The organism is Chitinophaga pinensis DSM 2588, from assembly GCF_000024005.1.
Taxonomy (GTDB): Bacteria; Bacteroidota; Bacteroidia; order Chitinophagales; family Chitinophagaceae; genus Chitinophaga; species Chitinophaga pinensis.
The window spans coordinates 4,961,595-4,978,787 of record NC_013132.1 but is presented as its reverse complement, the minus strand read 5'-3'; the positions used below and the strand labels follow the sequence as shown (position 1 = coordinate 4,978,787).

At 47.8% G+C, this 17,193-nt stretch carries 13 protein-coding genes; 4 read left to right on the top strand and 9 right to left on the bottom strand.

All coding sequences use genetic code 11. The features are described from left to right. Positions 1-122 precede the first annotated feature (122 nt). On the bottom strand, positions 123-2,051 hold the full coding sequence (locus tag CPIN_RS19875) for a DUF3857 domain-containing transglutaminase family protein (RefSeq protein WP_012791634.1): 1,929 nt from the start codon (positions 2,049-2,051) through the stop codon (positions 123-125). A 3-nt stretch (positions 2,052-2,054) separates the two neighbouring features. Next, complete coding sequence (locus tag CPIN_RS19870; RefSeq protein ID WP_012791633.1) at positions 2,055-4,073, bottom strand: DUF3858 domain-containing protein; 2,019 nt, start codon at positions 4,071-4,073, stop codon at positions 2,055-2,057. Between the two features lie 99 nt (positions 4,074-4,172). Here CPIN_RS19870 and queG point away from each other — a divergent pair, with 99 nt between their 5' ends. Continuing rightward, entirely contained in the window at positions 4,173-5,099 is a 927-nt protein-coding gene (gene queG, locus CPIN_RS19865; protein WP_012791632.1) for a tRNA epoxyqueuosine(34) reductase QueG, read from the top strand. Between the two features lie 101 nt (positions 5,100-5,200). Next, positions 5,201-5,743 carry an RBBP9/YdeN family alpha/beta hydrolase gene (locus CPIN_RS19860; protein ID WP_012791631.1) on the top strand — a complete coding sequence of 181 codons (543 nt, stop codon included), beginning with the start codon at positions 5,201-5,203 and terminating at the stop codon, positions 5,741-5,743. Between the two features lie 788 nt (positions 5,744-6,531). On the opposite strand, the gene araA is transcribed toward CPIN_RS19860, so the two are convergent. From araA to CPIN_RS19835, 5 genes are all read right to left on the bottom strand, one after another. Further along, the gene (araA, locus tag CPIN_RS19855; protein WP_012791630.1) at positions 6,532-8,037 is read right to left on the bottom strand and encodes an L-arabinose isomerase; all 1,506 of its coding nucleotides are present in this window, start codon (positions 8,035-8,037) and stop codon (positions 6,532-6,534) included. 30 nt (positions 8,038-8,067) lie between these two features. After that, positions 8,068-8,769 (bottom strand): L-ribulose-5-phosphate 4-epimerase, encoded by a 702-nt coding sequence (locus CPIN_RS19850; protein ID WP_012791629.1) that lies wholly within the window; start codon positions 8,767-8,769, stop codon positions 8,068-8,070. Further along, complete coding sequence (locus tag CPIN_RS19845) at positions 8,766-10,409, bottom strand: ribulokinase (protein WP_012791628.1); 1,644 nt, start codon at positions 10,407-10,409, stop codon at positions 8,766-8,768. Before CPIN_RS19845 ends, CPIN_RS19850 begins: the two co-directional genes overlap by 4 nt. A gap of 171 nt (positions 10,410-10,580) precedes the next feature. Further along, on the bottom strand, positions 10,581-11,285 hold the full coding sequence (locus CPIN_RS19840) for an NUDIX hydrolase (protein ID WP_012791627.1): 705 nt from the start codon (positions 11,283-11,285) through the stop codon (positions 10,581-10,583). A gap of 314 nt (positions 11,286-11,599) precedes the next feature. Beyond that, positions 11,600-12,256 (bottom strand): HAD family hydrolase, encoded by a 657-nt coding sequence (locus CPIN_RS19835; protein ID WP_012791626.1) that lies wholly within the window; start codon positions 12,254-12,256, stop codon positions 11,600-11,602. A gap of 179 nt (positions 12,257-12,435) precedes the next feature. Here CPIN_RS19835 and CPIN_RS19830 point away from each other — a divergent pair, with 179 nt between their 5' ends. After that, positions 12,436-13,191 (top strand): hypothetical protein, encoded by a 756-nt coding sequence (locus CPIN_RS19830; RefSeq protein WP_012791625.1) that lies wholly within the window; start codon positions 12,436-12,438, stop codon positions 13,189-13,191. A 223-nt stretch (positions 13,192-13,414) separates the two neighbouring features. On the opposite strand, the gene CPIN_RS39180 is transcribed toward CPIN_RS19830, so the two are convergent. Then, on the bottom strand, positions 13,415-13,906 hold the full coding sequence (locus tag CPIN_RS39180) for a CPCC family cysteine-rich protein (RefSeq protein ID WP_012791624.1): 492 nt from the start codon (positions 13,904-13,906) through the stop codon (positions 13,415-13,417). A gap of 770 nt (positions 13,907-14,676) precedes the next feature. Here CPIN_RS39180 and CPIN_RS19820 point away from each other — a divergent pair. Beyond that, positions 14,677-15,939, top strand: coding sequence for a dicarboxylate/amino acid:cation symporter (locus CPIN_RS19820; protein ID WP_012791623.1), 1,263 nt, complete (start codon positions 14,677-14,679; stop codon positions 15,937-15,939). On the opposite strand, the gene CPIN_RS36840 is transcribed toward CPIN_RS19820, so the two are convergent. Beyond that, a complete protein-coding gene (locus tag CPIN_RS36840; protein ID WP_012791622.1) occupies positions 15,884-17,185 on the bottom strand; it encodes a YdcF family protein in 1,302 nt (433 codons plus the stop codon). The two genes, CPIN_RS19820 and CPIN_RS36840, sit on opposite strands and share 56 nt — an antisense overlap. Positions 17,186-17,193: the final 8 nt, after the last annotated feature.

The following is a 17,193-nucleotide window of genomic DNA, read 5'->3' as shown; positions in this document are numbered from 1 at the left end:
TCTAAACGACGTATAGAGAACAACAAAACATAGTCCAAGGTTAACAGTTGGGGCATTTTGTCAGAAATACCGGTGCCGGACTGCTGTTTTTACAGCTTTTCCGGCACCGGACTGCAATTATTTCACTTTTTGACGAGAACGATCCTGCTCCTGTCTGCTTTATACATACTATTATAGAACTTTGCCAGCTCCCCATAGGAACTGGCAGGGTAAGTACCTCCTTTATGATCAATAGAACGGATATAAGTGATCACATTCCCTTCGATACTCACTTTTGAAGAATAAACCCCGAAAGGACTCTCTAAGGTCATTGGCTGAGGCATCGCTTCAGGTGTATAACCCTCCGGAATAGTGATCTTTACGGTATCGATATCACGATAGGAATGACTCAGGTAGATGTCTGCCCTGCGTACGGAATCAACAGATAATCGCTTTGAAGTCTTGTTCATCAGGTTAGGCTCGATGAACATGCGTTTACCCGTGATCGTAGCATAGTTACGGGCAGTAATTTCGATCCGCTCGTCAATATATGGCAACACAGACTTAGTTTCCTTCCAGTCATAACTTTTCACCTCGTAACTGGGGAAAAAGCCCACTTGTTTCAGCGCCTCCATCAGTTTCTCTTTGGTAAGGCTGTTCAGTGCTGAATGCAGGTCATCCGTCTGTAATGCGCTATAACGGCTATTAGCCCTGACACTCATTTCGCCGGATTCCTCCACTTTAGCGACGATATTACGTGTCTGTACATTCTGCTCCATAGAATAGACAGGTGTACGTACCAGTTTCCCCCCGTTTTCGTCTACGATCAGCACAGACCTGTTACCGGTAAATTCTCCCATATAGCCCAGAGGCACTGTACTGCTGGTGCATTCCAGCCATGTCGTATCTTTTGTATCGGGTACGCATACGATTACGTGATTGAAACTGGGCGAAGGAAAATCTGCCAGTGTTACATCATTCCTGTCTTCCCCGGCATATACCAGCACACAGGAGGCTTTAACACCCGCTTCCTTCAGCATTGCACACATATAATTGGAAAGTGCCTTACAGTCGCCATACCCTTTGGAGGCCACATAAGCAGCATCGAAAGTCTGCCAGCCGCCTATACCCAATTGTACACTGATATAACGGGTATGCTGTTGCAGATATTCATAGAGCTTCGAGATCTTTTGCTCGCGGGCTAGACCATCCGTCAGCTGATGTACGGTCTGCTTTATATTATCCGGCAGTACGTCTCTTCCCTGATTCAGTATATAGGAGAATTTCCCGAATTCTTCCCAGGTATTCATCGTCCCCTTATACTGTGCCATTTCAAATGACGCCGGAGCCAGCAGCACCGATATAGAACGGGTGCTCCAATGTGGCGCATAAGGTTCTTCCGGAACAGCACAAAGGTTCTTCGCCTCCCAGGTATAAGTACGGTCGGATCCGTCATTTCCCAATAAGGGTTCGCCTTTATAATTGAGCGCCTTATAGCGGAGTAAATAGTCCTTTGGCGTAATCACGGTCAGTTTACTCTGCTCTACCGCAATGGATTCGTCGTCCTGCGGACGCCATTTTGGAAGGTAATAGCTATGATTATACCTGATTTCCACCTCATACTCCACGGTGTGCGGATACAGGTTGTGATAAAAGACGTGGCGTTTAATACGGTCATCCGTCATCAGATCACCGCCAGTGCCGCTCAGATCCTGTATATCGCTCTGTTTAAGCTTTTTGATGGGTAATCCCAGTCCGTCGTATAAGGTGCCTTTAATAGAACGGATTTCCGTCAATTTATCATAGCCACCGGCGAAATAGGCAAACTTCTCCCCTTCCGCATCCAGCACCGTAACAATATAGTGCATGGTCATACGCACATCCCGGGGATCATTGACCTTTACGGTCACCTCTTCCAGACGCGTTACCGCGTGTGCATTCTTCTTCAGAGAATCTGGAATCAGCATGGCCGGATAAATCGGGTCTCCGGCAAAAGCCGGGCCTATGGACAATAATACGCATACACAGTAACAAACTGCGGATGCGTATTTTTTGGTTAAAAACGAAAACATTGATTAGCTTTTTCTTTTCAGTACAATTTGTTCTGATTGTTTCTTAACAATCATATCATAGAATCTGCGCAGTTCTACATATTCCTCCGGAGCAAATACAGCTCTGCTCAATTTGATGCGGGAACGGAACTGGATATTGTTTTCACTCGCCTGGATCAGGTACTGGAAAACACCGTCTGTCTCGTTCAGTTTCACTACGGAGGATTTTGGCAGCTCTTCTACTTCATAACCTTCCGGTATTGCCAGATTCAGCGTATAGGTTTCATCTATCACATGCGACATTTCTACCGGGTAGAAACGCGTTTCAGACAGGAAAGGGTTCTTCAGTGTCGCTTCTTTAAACAGCGGATTGATATACAACATGCCTGATTCGTCAGGCTTCATTTCGAAGTCATATTTTACTTTTAAAGGCACCTCATTATCATTCATATCTTCTACTTCAACACCACTGATAGTAGTTTCAGCGCCAAAGTCTTTCTCATGCCCTTTGAAATAAGTATCCTTCCCTTTATCTTTTATACCCGCACGCATAGAGCAGGATTCAAAATAGGTAGGTATCTGCTGGTAACTGCCTTTCAGGGAACCACCTTCGCCTCCCATGACCATGACATAAGTGGTTTTCTGCTCTACCAGGTCATCCGGGTTCAGATAAACAGGCATCGGGGTGGTACCTTCCAGCAACAGACGGGCATGTCCATTATAACAGGAAGAACTCAGACGACCGAATCCGAGGTATGACAGGGAAGCATCCAGGAAATACGAAAGCGTATCAACCGTCAGTGTTGCCACCGTGTAGTTAAAGCGCGCAGCAAGCGGATACATTTCATTGGTCACACCATGATCACGGGTACTGAGAATCATCGGATCCGCCTTCAGTTTAGCACGACGCAACATCGCAACCAGCAACAGGTTAATATCCGTCTCATTGCCATTGTGGGAAGTGAAGACTGTTTTCAGCGGTTTACTCAGGTACAGACCATCATGATCCGTACAGGTAAAGTTGGTCCGTACATAATTGTAAATACGGCGGGCTTTGGCGGTATCTTCTTTCACACCAGCCACCAGACCGTCTACCACGTCGCCGAGGTAACCGTTGTTCTTACCCAGGTCTGCGCCGAAATCTTCATCTTTATACAGTTCCTCTGAAAACTTATCCCAGGAAGCCATCATCGGCTTAACAGGGCTGTTGGGGAACTTTAAAGCGGCGATCTGGAATTCGATCTTGGTAATGTGATTGGAAAGTGAGGTGGTGTAACCTTCTTCTTTCAGCGCCGGTACGTTTTCTGCAGACCAGACGTTTTTAACCGTATTCGCCGCCAGACTGAAATGCTCTGCAGCAGCAGTCGGACTGGACTCATAACTAAGGTTAAAAGTCTTTCTGTCAATGTCTGCCTTGTGTTTCAGTAATCCGTTCACGTCCTGTTTCAGGAAAACGAAGTCATAAAACTCTGGAATCTCTACGGTGTATTCACTTAACAGCACCGGATACTCATCCTGGAAACTCCAGCTTTTCAGACTGTACTTCCATGGCGAGTTAACGGTGTAGGAATACTCGATAATAGTACCTTCTTTCACGTCGGGAATGGTAAACTTTTTAACGTTTACGGACTTGCCGACTTTGTCATTAAAGATACTTTTGCTGTCCATTTTGGTTTCTACAACCTTGCCGTCTACCAGGTTGTAGGCAACGGCTTTTACGTTCTGTAATTTTTCCTCTGCTGAGCCGACATGATAAAGCCCCACCCGGACGGTGGCTTCATCATAGGCATTCTTATCAATGATTTTAATACGCTTGTACTGCTTAAAAATCATATGGAGGTCATCTCTGTCAGCTTCATATTCTGATGATCCGACATCAGCAATAATCACCGCATGGGCTGAAGTATCTTTCTCGAACGATGTGGGTTTAAAATCTTCTGGTGAGATCTTTCCGAATTTAACTTTCGATTGTGAGAATGCTGTACAAGAGATAAGGCAACCTACTATAAGGTGCAGGGGGAATACAATAGATCTGCTACGCATATAAGGATATAAGGATTATTTGAAAGTGAAGGTATGTAAAATTGATATTCCAACACTTGCTATAGCATACTTTTATTTTTATGTAACTTGCAGCCACTCATGGACCTAAGGGGAAAATATACGGATTTTATTAAGAAGCATGCTGCCGACCTCGGTTTCGATCATTGCGGCATTGCACAGGCAATGCAGCTGGATGACGATGCCCGTCGCCTGGAAAAGTGGCTGCATAAGGGAATGCATGGATCCATGCATTATATGGAAAACAATTTCGATAAACGGGTGGATCCCCGCAAACTCGTCGATAATGCAAAATCCGTCATTACCCTGCTCCTGAATTACTACCCCCGGGAGCAACAGCGCACGGATACCCCCAAGATCTCCAAATACGCCTATGGACATGACTATCATGAAGTTATCAAAGCCAAACTGAACACCCTGCTGGCAAGAATGCAGGAAGAATTCGGGGCTGTCAGCGGACGGGGCTTTGTGGACTCCGCCCCTGTACTGGAAAGAAGCTGGGCGCAACGCAGCGGATTGGGATGGCTGGGCAAAAACGGGAATCTGATCCATAAACAGGCCGGTTCCTTCTTCTTTATCGCCACCCTCATTACCGACCTGGAACTCCTGTATGACGGACCCGTAGGTGATTTCTGCGGATCCTGTACCCGTTGTCTCGACGCCTGTCCTACTGGTGCTCTCGTCGAACCAGGAGTAGTAGACGGCAGCCGTTGTATTTCCTATTTTACCATAGAACTGAAAGAATTACTGATCCCTGACAACATGCAGGGACAGTTTGATAACTGGATGTTTGGCTGTGATGCCTGCCAGGACGTATGCCCCTGGAACCGTTTTTCCAAACCCAATAAGACGGTAGAATTTACGCCCATTCCCGAAATCCTCAATTTTTCGACCAAAGACTGGGAAGAACTCACCGAAGAAGAATTCAAACGCATATTCCGCCGCTCTCCCATGAAGCGGTCCAAGTATGCCGGTATACGCAGAAATTTGCGTTTCGTTAACGGTTGAGCTACTTGTATTTTTATTCCTTTTTTGTACATTGTTGAACGCTGTGCCAATTATACCATCATCTGTCTTGCTAAAGGAAGTATTTTAAAAAAGGGTTATTTATGGAAGTTAACGTACTAACTGCACCAGGTTTACATGGTTCAGGGCCATTGCATTGGCAAACAATCTGGGAACACAACCCCGGATACAAACGTATCGATCAGCAAAATTGGGACACACCAGAAATGACAGAGTGGATAAAGACAATCGAGGAAGCCGTAGCAGCAGCCGGTCCGGACGTTGTCATTGCCGCCCATAGCCTGGGATGTATCGCACTCGCCCACTGGGCGCAACACACAAAACTCAGCATTAAAGGCGCCTTACTGGTAGCCCCGGCTGACGCAGAAAGACCAGGATTCCCTGAAGAAGCACATGGCTTCTCCCCCATCCCGATGTCTGCATTACCCTTCAAAAGTATTGTGGTTTCAAGTACCAACGACCAGTATGCCACCCTGGAACGCGCCAGGTCTTTCGCCAATGCCTGGGGAAGCCGGTTTGTCAATGCCGGCGAAAAAGGACACATCAACGCCGACTCCAACCTGGGAGACTGGCCCGCCGGACAAACATTATTAACGGAGCTGGTAAGAAACTGGCAAACACTGTAAAGAATTAGGAATTAAGAATTAAGAATTAGGAATTAAGAATTAATAAACAGGACAGAATTAATAAACAAGCATCAGCAAAAAAGAATCAGTAAAAAAGAATCAACAAACAGGCATCAACAAACAAACATTGGCAAACAAGCACCAAACATTAAGAATTAACAAACAAAAATTAGTAACCAAAATCTAAGCATTAAAAATGAACACCTACAAGATCAATTACAAGATCAATTAAACAGCTCATTAATATTTAGACGCCCTTACCAATCCACCTGACGTTATCAGCGGAGAGGTTGAGGTGGAGACAAAGGGCCTTAGCCCTTTGAGAGCCCGCCCCGCTTGATAGGCTTAATCCCCCATCCCAACGCCCAACACGCCCCTCACCGCCCAATAGCCCTTCTCGCAAAAAGGGCGTCAGCCCGGCGTCCCCACCTCAACCCGCAGCAGCATAATCTCCCCTATCACCACCCAATACCACACCTCAAAAAACCGCATCAAACCCGCGTCCCCACCTCAACCCGCAGCAGCATAATCTCCCCTATCACCACCCAATACCACACCTCAAAAACCGCATCAAACCCGCGTCTCACCTCAACCCGCAGCAGCATAACCTCCCCATCACCACCCAATACCACACCTCAAAAACCGCATCAAACCCGCATCTCACTACCCAATAATACGTATCAAAAAACCGCATCAACTCGTCCAAAATAAAAAGCCGATCCGTACGAAACGGACCGGCGATTGATATTCCACGTCATCATTGGCTTATTCAGCCTATCGATCTTTAATTACTTAAATCCTTTCATCAGATAAAACGCATCATTCCACCGCAACTCATTCCGGAACTGATACAAATCCGTTTGCTGACCGATCTTCACATACTCAATACCCGCCATGTCAGCAAAATCCTGCATATGCGCAGCCCCGAGATTCTGGCTGTAACAAGTATGATGCGCACCACCCGCCTGGATCCACGCGGCACACCCCGTACGCATATCCGGATACGGCTTCCACAACACCCTCGCCACGGGCAATTTCGGCAGCTCATGCAATGGTGCAACAGCCTCCACTTCATTCACCAGCAATCTAAACCGGTTACCCATATCAATCACTGACGCATTAATCGCCGGTCCGCTGGCTACATTAAACACCAATCTTACCGGATCCGCTTTACCACCAATACCCAATGGATGTATCTCACAGGACGCCTTACCGCTCGCTATAGAAGAACAGATCTCTAACATATGCGCACCCAGCACCAGTCTGTTATCCGGATCAAAATGATATGTATAGTCTTCCATGAAGGAGTTACCACCCGGCAAACCACTTCCCATTACCTTCATGGCTCTCACTAATGCAGCGGTCTTCCAGTCGCCCTCTCCGCCGAAACCATAACCATCTGCCATCAGACGTTGCACAGCAATACCCGGCAATTGTTCCATACCATGCAGGTCTTCGAAGGTATCAGTAAAGCCTTTGAATCTGCCTTCTTCCAGGAATGCACGCAGACCTAACTCGATACGTGCGGCTTCCAGCAGGGAGGCATGTTGTGCGCCGTTCTTCTGTAAAGCGGCTGACAACGTATAGGTATCCTGGTATTCCTGCACCAGTTTACCGATAGCCGCGTCGCTGATGCCATTAATGTATTTCACGACATCACCGATACCGTAACCATTAACGGAATAACCGAACTGCAGTTCTGCTTCTACTTTATCCCCTTCGGTAACAGCTACCTGTCTCATATTATCGCCTATACGGGCAAAACGTGCACCCTGCCAGTCAAACCAACCGGCAGCTGCGCGCAGCCATACGCCGATTTCTGCAACGACGTCCGGATCCTGCCAGTGGCCTGCCACTACTTTACGATCCATACGCATTCTTGACATCATAAAACCAAACTCACGGTCACCATGTGCGGACTGGTTCAGGTTCATGAAGTCCATATCTATATCACCCCATGGGATGTCGCGGTTAAATTGGGTATGCAGGTGCAGCAATGGACGTTGTAATACTTTCAGTCCGCCGATCCACATTTTGGCTGGAGAAAAAGTATGCATCCATGCGATGACGCCGATACAATCAGGCGCTGTATTCGCTTCCTGACAGATACGATAAATTTCGTCAGGCGTCTTTACGACTGGTTTAAAGACGATGCGTACCGGTATATTGGCTTCATTGCTCAGGGACTGCGCGATCTTTTCAGCATGCGCCGCTACCTGCTTTAAAGTTTCTTCTCCGTAAAGATGCTGGCTGCCTGTGATAAACCAGGCTTCAAATTGCTTCAACTGTATCATGCTGTTGGAATTTATAGGTGATGACCTGCGCTATTGTCCATAATAAGCATCGGGCCCGTGTTTGCGTTCAAAATGTTTTTTAATCAGCGCCTCTTTCAGCTTCGGACATTCCGGACGGATACTCTCCGTAAGAAATGCCATACGTGCTACTTCTTCCAGCACAGCGGCATTATAGACCGCTTTATCAGCTGTTTTACCCCAGGTAAAAGGAGCGTGATTACCGACAAGTAACATCTCTACATCCTTGTGGGAAAGACCTCTTTCCTGCAGGCATTGCATGATCTGAAAACCGGTTTGGTATTCATAATTCCCCTTGATCATGTCATCACTCATAGGCGCTGCACAGGGTACGTCTGCGGTAAGGTGATCAGCGTGCGTAGTACCATAAACAGGGATATCGCGCTGTGCCTGTGCCCAGGCAGTTGCATACGTGGAATGCGTATGTACGATACCGCCGATATCATCCCAGTGCTTGTATAATACCGCATGAGTTTGGGTATCCGAGGAGGGGCGGCTGTTACCTTCAACGGTGTTACCGTCAAAGTCAACGATCACCATCTGATCCGGCGACAGCTGCACATAAGGCACGCCGCTGGGTTTTATGGCAAATACGCCGGCAGCACGGTCAACTACGCTTACATTTCCGAATGTAAAGAGTACCAGTCCCAGTGCAGGCAATTGCATATTGGCTTCGTAAGCCTGCTCTTTTATGCCCTGATATTGTTTGCTCATACGTATAGTTTTTCGGTGATAGCGCCCAGTTCCTGGAATTTGCGGTAACGGGCGGCGTAATAAGCCACATTCTCCTGGCGGGGCTGCCAGGTCGTTTCAAATCCGGAAGTCATTGCCTGCTGTGCCTGATCAATATCAGGATATACACCTGCTGCTACTGCTGCAAACATAGCCGCGCCCAGTGCACATGCATTCTCACTATTGACAATGCGGATAGGACGGTTCATGACATCTGCCAGTACCTGCATGGCATAACCTGATTTCTTGGCTACGCCACCCAGGGCGATCACTTCTTTGATCGCGATACCTTCTTTCTCGAAACGCGCTGCGATGCTTTGCGCCCCGAAAGCGGTGGCTTCTACCAGTGCTTTGAACACCTGTACAGCGTCTATACCAAGGTGTAAACCTGTAATGGTGCTTTTCAGCGTGTGATTAGCGTCTGGCGTACGACGACCATTAAACCAGTCCAGTGCCAGCGGATCATTCTCTTTCAATGGCAATTGCTGCGCCTGTGCCGAGAGGTAGCCTAACAACCGGCCCTCTACTGCGGCCAGTTTGTCCTGCTCATCCGGTAAGAGGGCATACATCGGTCCCATGATCAGTTTACGCAGCCAGGCAAATACATCGCCGTAAGCGGATTGACCCGCTTCCAATCCGAGCATACCCGGTATTACCGAACCATCTACCTGTCCGCAGATACCTTTTACAAACAGATGCCCAGCTTCCTCCATAGGCGCTACCAGGATATCGCAGGTGCTGGTACCGATGACTTTACAGAGGGAGTAAGACTGGATACCACCGCCTACGGCGCCCATGTGTGCGTCAAATGCACCGGTGCCGATGATTACATCTGTTGGCAGACCCAATTTCTCCGCCCATGCCGCACTGATAGTGCCGGCAGGTACGGTCGCTTCAACGGTATCGGTATATGTCTGGTCGTATTTTGTGAGTGCGGGATTCAGTTTTTCAAGAAACGTACGCGGAGGTAAGCCCCCCCAGGAGGCGTGCCACATCGCTTTATGACCCGCTGCGCAACGACTGCGTAACAGGGTGCTGAGGCTTTTATTGCCGGTGAGTACAGCCGGGATCCAGTCGCAATGCTCTACCCAGGAAGCTGCCTTTTCACGTACGGCATCATCAGTTGTAATAACGTGCAATATCTTGGCCCAATACCACTCGCTGCTGTAAATACCGCCACTGTACTGGGTATAATCCATCCCATTGCTATGCGCGATGTCATTAATCAGGGCTGCTTCCTTATTGGCAGTATGATCTTTCCAGAGGACGAACATGGCATTTGGATTCTCTTCAAATCCGGGTACCAAAGCCAGCGGCGTACCGGTTTCATCTACCGGACCCGGCGTAGAACCGGTCGTGTCTACGGCGATCCCTTTCACCAGGGCCGCCGTACCCGGAGGACATTGCTGCAATGCTTCACGGATACTATGCTCCAGCCCTTCCAGGTAATCCAGCGGGTGCTGCCTGTATTGTTGCGTAGCCGGGTCACAGTATAATCCTTTCTGCCAGCGAGGGTAGTAATGCACTGCACTGCCGGCTTCCTGTCCTGTCTGAGTATTTACTACGAGAGAGCGCACTGAATCGGTACCGAAGTCGACACCTATTACAAATGAATTTTCCATAACGTACAATCCTGACATGCCTCCCACCTATAGCAGGAAACAGCCGCTTAATTTAAAAATGAATAATTGTTCGTATATACTTTATTGTCAAAAAGACAATTATAAAAAAAGGCAAAAAAACGCTGATATGATTATCACTGTATCAACAGTGACCATCATATCAGTGATGGCCTATTTCAAATTTCCCGGATCGGAAACAAAATTGAGGAAGGCGTGGAATTTGGCGCTGTATTTTCTTTTATCCAGCTTATAATAGAATGCTCCCCTTTTGGAAGTAGCCCTCTCTTTTTCTTTTTGTTTGACAAGCAAGCCGGTAGATAAAACCTTCCTGCTGAAATTACGCTTGTCAAAGCCGGCATCATATACTGCTTCAAACAGTATCTGTAACTGCGGAATTGTGAATCTGGTCGGTAACAGCTCAAACAACAGCGGGTGGATCGCCGCTTTGTAACGTAACCTGGCCTGAGCCTCTTCAACCATATCGGCGTGATCAAAGATCAGTTTAGGGGCATCTTTGAGCGGGAACCACTCTGCCTTATACTCATCAGTGATCTGCTGTTTGTATTGATTGATGTCGATCAGGGCGAAATAGGCTACTGAAAGCGTTCTTTCCATCGGGTCCCTGCCGGGATGACCGAAAGAGCCAAGCTGCTCCATGTAAACCCCGTCCAGTCCTGTCAGCTTAGTCAGCGTACGCGCCGCTGCCTGCTCCAGATCTTCATCAGGCTGAACGAAACCTCCCATCAGGCTCCATTTCCCTTTCTCCGGCTCAAAGCCGCGTTTGATCAGCAAAAGCTTTAGATCCTGTCCGTCAAAACCGAAAATAATACAGTCTACAGCTACCAGCATCCGGGTTTGCCGGGAATAACGTGTCATACTTTGCAGGAATTTAATTCCGCTAATATAAAACAGAGTGTTGATATTGCCAGCATTTAAAACTGCAGACCGCTTATTTAGCACAATATAGAAATATAAATGTCAATTTTACAATTAATTTTTATCAAAGATCAGAATAGCCTGCAACGCTGCAGGAACCCCACACCACAAACGCCGTTAGCCGGCTTGGGAAACCAACTAACCAGGACTTACTATCTTTTCCGATAGGAGCCGGCTCGCAATAAAAATGGCCCTGGCTATCGCCAGGACCATCAACTATTTATCGCTGCGCTAAGGCAGATAGACAACCAGGATTATCTGAACAAACCACTGGTGCTAAGTGTCGTGTAATCAGGCACAAACGTGAGTATGTTGTCAAAGCCAATAAACTCCTCAGCAGTATGCATAGTCGTCAGTACCACCGCTTTCATACCCGCATTTGCAGCTGCCTCTACTCCTTTTGGCGCATCCTCAAATACAATACAGTTCGCAGGATCAACGCCCAGTTCCTCCGCCGCCTTTAGGAAAACCTCAGGATTCGGTTTACTCGTAGCAACATCATTCGCAGTAATGATACTTTTAAAATAGTGGCGGATCTGTAGGTTGTCCAGCGCAAAATCCACGTTAAACGGAATAGCCGCCGTACCGATACCCATCAGGATACCCTCTTTCTCAGCTGCTTCCAGGAAAGTGTCCAGTCCCGGAATCAAACGAAGGTGCGGCAGATACGCCTGCTGGTACTTCCGCTCCTTTTCCATGGATAATGCATCCATCTCTGCCTCCGTAAAACGGTTCTTCCCGAAAATACGGATCAGCAACTCCTGATTCTTACCATACATCTCCCTCTTCACCGCCTCCCGGGTCATACCTGCCCCCAGGTCATCATTCAGAATATTAAACCAGCCCTCTAAATGATATGCCATATCATCGATCATCGTGCCGTTCATGTCGAAAATAAATGCCTTTTTCATATGCCTGTTTTACGATTTGCAGGCCCAAAGCTAGTAAATTAAGGGAAGAGTCCATAAAGAGAAGCCGCTTGCGCTGGTTTTCCACATCCGCCACTGCAATTAGTGGATAATATCCCAGCCATCCAGCGCCGCCCGCCGCCGGATTATGATTAAATTCAGTATGCACAAAATCAACATCGATGGCAAAACAACAATCCATTATCACCTTTACCGGTAAACTCGGTCCGCAGATCGGCTATGAGCGCAACGGTAAATATTTCCTCCGTGGCGCACCGCAAATAGTACGTCAGACGATCGCTACCCGCAAAGCAGCCAAACGCTTTGGCATAGCCAGCAGAAAAAGCCGGCTTATCCGCAATGCCTGCTATCATGAACTGGACGTACGCTGCGACAGCAGCCATGTAAATCGACTCAATAGCTTACTGATTGCTGCTAACGGCGATAACGCTGCTATTAATGGTTTCCGCTTTAACCAGCAGATCGGCATAGATCGTTTCCTCCCAGTAAAACCCACGCTTTCCGGGAATGATGAACTGTATATTCCCGCACAGGAAATACCCCCATACGGACGCTTTAGCGCCCTGGAAATAAAAGCCATCGCCGTTCGGATTGATTTTGATACACGCCGTGTAACTGGCACTGATACCGTCGTTACAACCATATACCCAGGGAAACCTTTCGAAGGATTGACCATTCCCCTGTTCGTTGCCGGAGAAGGAACGCTGATCCTGACCTTACAAGTGAGAGGAATGCGCCAGGATGGTCCGTCCCGTGATCAACGATATGTTGCCGCAGATGTCATTGCCGTGATACCTCCTGAAGCGATAAAACGCTTTAAAGTACACACGCATATCCAACGAGCAACAACACATCTGTACAACACACCTCTTCCGGTACATACATACCGCTATCCTGCTATCACACAGTTAGAATAAACACGCAGCTACCATCCTGTTATCTTTGTTGCCTATTTTTCTACCCGCTATTTCGAACATACATCTATTTTACCCGCTGCTACGTCCTTCAGCAGCCGCCCCTTCATGCTCCGATCATTCTCGTCGACAACATCAAAGCTTACATGACAGCTCCCCCGCATCACCATAGCAATACCGGATCAAGTCCACCTCTTCGCCCGGGCAACTAGCCATATAGTACCTGTTATTCAGGTAGCTTCGGCACAACAAGCGCCGTCTGTAAGTCCTTTCTCACCTCCTGCCACTCCAGCCAGATATGATCCTGCGCGGACTCTTCTCCCGTCATCCGTCCCTCAATATCCATTCTCCGCAGCTGATAAAAAGCAATGGTCTCTAACACACGTGCAGTGTTTAAGTCTATTTCGCCATTGATCATATCAGCATTACTTTCCAGTATTCGCCCGATATTAATCCTGTTTTCTATAAGTGATAGTCCCTGATTAGGGCCGGATAGCTGAAGTTCTTCAAATAACCCGCTTAGTATGCTGTCAGCATGATCATCCTGTCCATCATCTTCCCAAAAGCAGATAATGCAGATCTCGAACTCTCCCCGGTCAGTCAGTGAAGGAAAACCACAGCCGGGACAGGTACACAATTGAATCTCGTTCGCCTGAAGATAAGTATCGTAAGTCGTCCTCCTCTCTTTGAATGCTGCTAATATTTCGTCATCGGTCATAAGGGCTAAAATTATCTCTTTCCGGGGAAAGCAGCAATTATCAATACATCTTTGGCAAACTAACCAAGGACTCTCCCGCTGCGCAAATACATATAACACAGTTATCGCGGACTGAGCAAATCAGGAAGCAGATATACAGGAAAATGGACTTTTGTGGCAGCGCATACAGGAACAACGCAGACAGACAACCGGAAAGATGGCTCACTAAATATTCGTCAGGGAAAATGTAAAAGAAGAAGGTCGAATGAATTCGACCTTCGCCGATCTAGTTCACGTTATTGAATCGGCCGCATGCGGCAAAAATTACCTGGGAAATTTGCATGCAGCTCGCAGAAACCTTTGTTAATAAAACACGCGTTTTTACATCGCCCGACACACACATCCATTCAACTCAAATGTGAAAACAATCCTGATAAACACAACCAGCCTGTCAGTATGTATGGAACAATAAAATCAGAAGAGAATATCTGGCGGATAAGTCTTCTATAACAGTGGAATAACCGGGCACCCTATTCTTACAAAATCAATCGCTACTTAACGCAAGTTAATGATAAATGTCAATCTAACAATTATATTTTTTATTACATAAAACTCCAAAAATCGATGGCGACCTACTGAATAAAAAGCAAAGCCTCCCTGACCTTAAGAGCCCTCTCGCCAAACCGCCTGCCAACAGGTACATACTTGCATCAGTCAAGCTATTACGCCTGATTGCCGCCCAAACTACTTCCCTGGTTATTAAATGGACTTTTCGATATATTTGACGCCATATGCGGAACATTCTCAAAAATTACAGCAGTCTGCTGACCCTACTCGGCGGTATCATCGCCGGCAGTATCCTCGGACTGATCTTCGGGCAACGGGTGGAAGTGATCAAACCAATCGGTGATATCTTCCTCAACCTGCTCTTTACAGCGGTCATTCCGCTGGTTTTCTTCGCTATTTCTTCTGCGATTGCCAATATAGACCCCGGACAAAAACTAGGCAAGGTCATCTCCGTCATGACCTTCGTTTTCCTTGGTACCGTGCTGGTATCGGCATTCCTCACCATCGTAGCCGTCTGGATCTTCCCACTGAAAGCAGTAGCGCCAGGGACCTTCGTACCCGACGAAAACACGCATCCTGCTGGTTTTGGTGAACAGATCGTAAAACTGCTCACAACCGGGGAATTCTTCGAACTACTGTCCCGGAAAAACATGCTGCCTTTTATTATTTTCTCCGCGCTGACAGGCTTTGCAGCCCTGAAAGCGGGTGAAGCTGGTAAGGCATTCCGCAATTTCCTGCACTCCGGCAACGAAGTCATGAAATCCTTCCTGGACATTATCATGGTACTCGGTCCTGTCGGTCTGGGGGCCTACTTCGCTTACCAGGTAGGTACGCTCGGTCCACAGCTCTTTGGCACCTATGCCAGCTCCATGGCGGTCTACTACGGATTCGGCCTCTTTTATTTCATCGTACTTTTCAGCGTATACGCTTTCCTGGCCGGCGGCTTCGCAGGCGTGAAGATCTACTGGAAAAACAACCTCATTCCTACTTTTACAGCCCTGGGATCCTGTAGCAGCATCGCCACCATCCCGGCCAATCTGACGGCCGCTCAACGCATGGGGATTCCGGAACACATTGGAAACGTGGTAGTGCCACTGGGCGGTTCCTTGCACAAGGACGGCTCCAGTATCTCTTCTATCATTAAAATCGGTGTGGTATTCGCGATGTTTGGCCGTCCGCTGACCGGTGTAGATACCGTACTGCTGGCATTAGGGGTCACTGTGATCGTAAGTATTGTGGAAGGGGGTATTCCAAACGGTGGTTATATCGGGGAACTGCTCGTGATGTCTGTTTATGGGTTTCCGATAGAAGCCCTGCCGGCAGTGATGGTCATCGGTACCCTGGTCGATCCCCTGGCTACCATTCTGAACGCCACCGGAGATACAGTAGCCGCCATGATGGTAACCAGGGTGATGAAGGGTCGGAACTGGCTTAGGGATCGAGCGGATCTTCAGGATCCTGCTGCCATGCCCGCAGGTCAGGCATGATCACATTTTCCGTAGGGCTCTTCCTCTCCAGTCCTTCGTATGGCAGATAGCCTATTTCATTCATAAAACGGATGGCCATCTTTTCAATTGCCAGTGACTGAAACGAATCAGACACGATCAGCATCGGCTTTGCTGCCGGCATATTGAAAAGATAGGCTAGTCTTACAGCATTGCGGATGTTGGTCGTCGTATGTCTCGCATGTGGCTCAATGATCACCGCACTGTCAGGAATACCCAACTTGCTCACCATATACTTTTTCATCTCTACTGCTTCGCAGAAGGGCGTCTTATAAGGATGCACATGTCCGCCGGAAACAATAATGAAAGGCGCTACACCTTTATTGTACATATCAGCTGCCAATCCGCAACGGTACATACCCATCGTATCCATGGTCTTACCCGGCTTACCCGGACCGCTACCCGGCACCATGATAGACGTATACTTATAAGCATTCCAGTTGATCCTTCTTGATTTGGCAAAAGGAGCCGCATTCGCGCCTTTATATAAAGGCTCATAACGGATAGCCTCGTCTCTGCCATTGATTTCCAGCGCTTCCAGAGATCCCATCAGCGGCTGTTTGAAAAAAGTACTACCCGCGCCGACAGCCAGTACCTGCTGTGTCGCCGTTTTTACTTTCTGTACAAAAGCGGCATCATTCGGACGGAAGGAAATGGAATCTATCTTAGGATAACGCGGCGCAACGCCTTGCAGATACACCCTGAAAATATGGTTCATACCCGCAGCAACATCTTCCCACGCTTTTCTGATAAAAGTAGTATCCGCATCGTTATTGTACAGCGGATAACGGGATTCTATCTTCAGCCGCTCGACTATCTGCGCCATATCATTGTCTGTCACCGTCAGCCGCTTAAATTCATCCGCCACTGCGCTGACCTCTTCCGGTGTCCAGGCAATTGCCTGTCCCATACACACGCCATCTCCGCAGGAAGCATAAGCGGCAGCCAGGCGTTCCTGTCTGTCCTTTGCAATTGCGTTGAACGCAGCATCTTTTACCACCACATTATGCGCGGCGCCATTTCTTTCAAGCACATATAACAGGTAGAACGATTTGCGCATCTGTAATTGCTGTGCGGAGGAATAAGCAGGTCCTACGGCCTTCGCAACGACTGCTGTTTTGGCCTTCGGTTTCGCTTTTACAGTCTTTTTCTTTTTGTGCTGACCATATCCTGTTAACGCCGTTACGGACAATAACAGGCATAAGCCAATGTTGAATGCTGATCTCATGTTGTTTC

Coding starts and splice junctions, on each gene's coding strand:
- CPIN_RS39180 (WP_012791624.1), bottom strand. CDS start 13,906: ATGACCGATGACGAAATATTAGCAGCATTCAAAGAGAGGAGGACGACT.
- CPIN_RS19875 (WP_012791634.1), bottom strand. CDS start 2,051: ATGTTTTCGTTTTTAACCAAAAAATACGCATCCGCAGTTTGTTACTGT.
- CPIN_RS19860 (WP_012791631.1), top strand. CDS start 5,201: ATGGAAGTTAACGTACTAACTGCACCAGGTTTACATGGTTCAGGGCCA.
- CPIN_RS19840 (WP_012791627.1), bottom strand. CDS start 11,285: ATGACACGTTATTCCCGGCAAACCCGGATGCTGGTAGCTGTAGACTGT.
- CPIN_RS19870 (WP_012791633.1), bottom strand. CDS start 4,073: ATGCGTAGCAGATCTATTGTATTCCCCCTGCACCTTATAGTAGGTTGC.
- CPIN_RS19850 (WP_012791629.1), bottom strand. CDS start 8,769: ATGAGCAAACAATATCAGGGCATAAAAGAGCAGGCTTACGAAGCCAAT.
- CPIN_RS19820 (WP_012791623.1), top strand. CDS start 14,677: ATGCGGAACATTCTCAAAAATTACAGCAGTCTGCTGACCCTACTCGGC.
- CPIN_RS36840 (WP_012791622.1), bottom strand. CDS start 17,185: ATGAGATCAGCATTCAACATTGGCTTATGCCTGTTATTGTCCGTAACG.
- CPIN_RS19845 (WP_012791628.1), bottom strand. CDS start 10,409: ATGGAAAATTCATTTGTAATAGGTGTCGACTTCGGTACCGATTCAGTG.
- queG (WP_012791632.1), top strand. CDS start 4,173: ATGGACCTAAGGGGAAAATATACGGATTTTATTAAGAAGCATGCTGCC.
- CPIN_RS19835 (WP_012791626.1), bottom strand. CDS start 12,256: ATGAAAAAGGCATTTATTTTCGACATGAACGGCACGATGATCGATGAT.
- CPIN_RS19830 (WP_012791625.1), top strand. CDS start 12,436: ATGGCAAAACAACAATCCATTATCACCTTTACCGGTAAACTCGGTCCG.
- araA (WP_012791630.1), bottom strand. CDS start 8,037: ATGATACAGTTGAAGCAATTTGAAGCCTGGTTTATCACAGGCAGCCAG.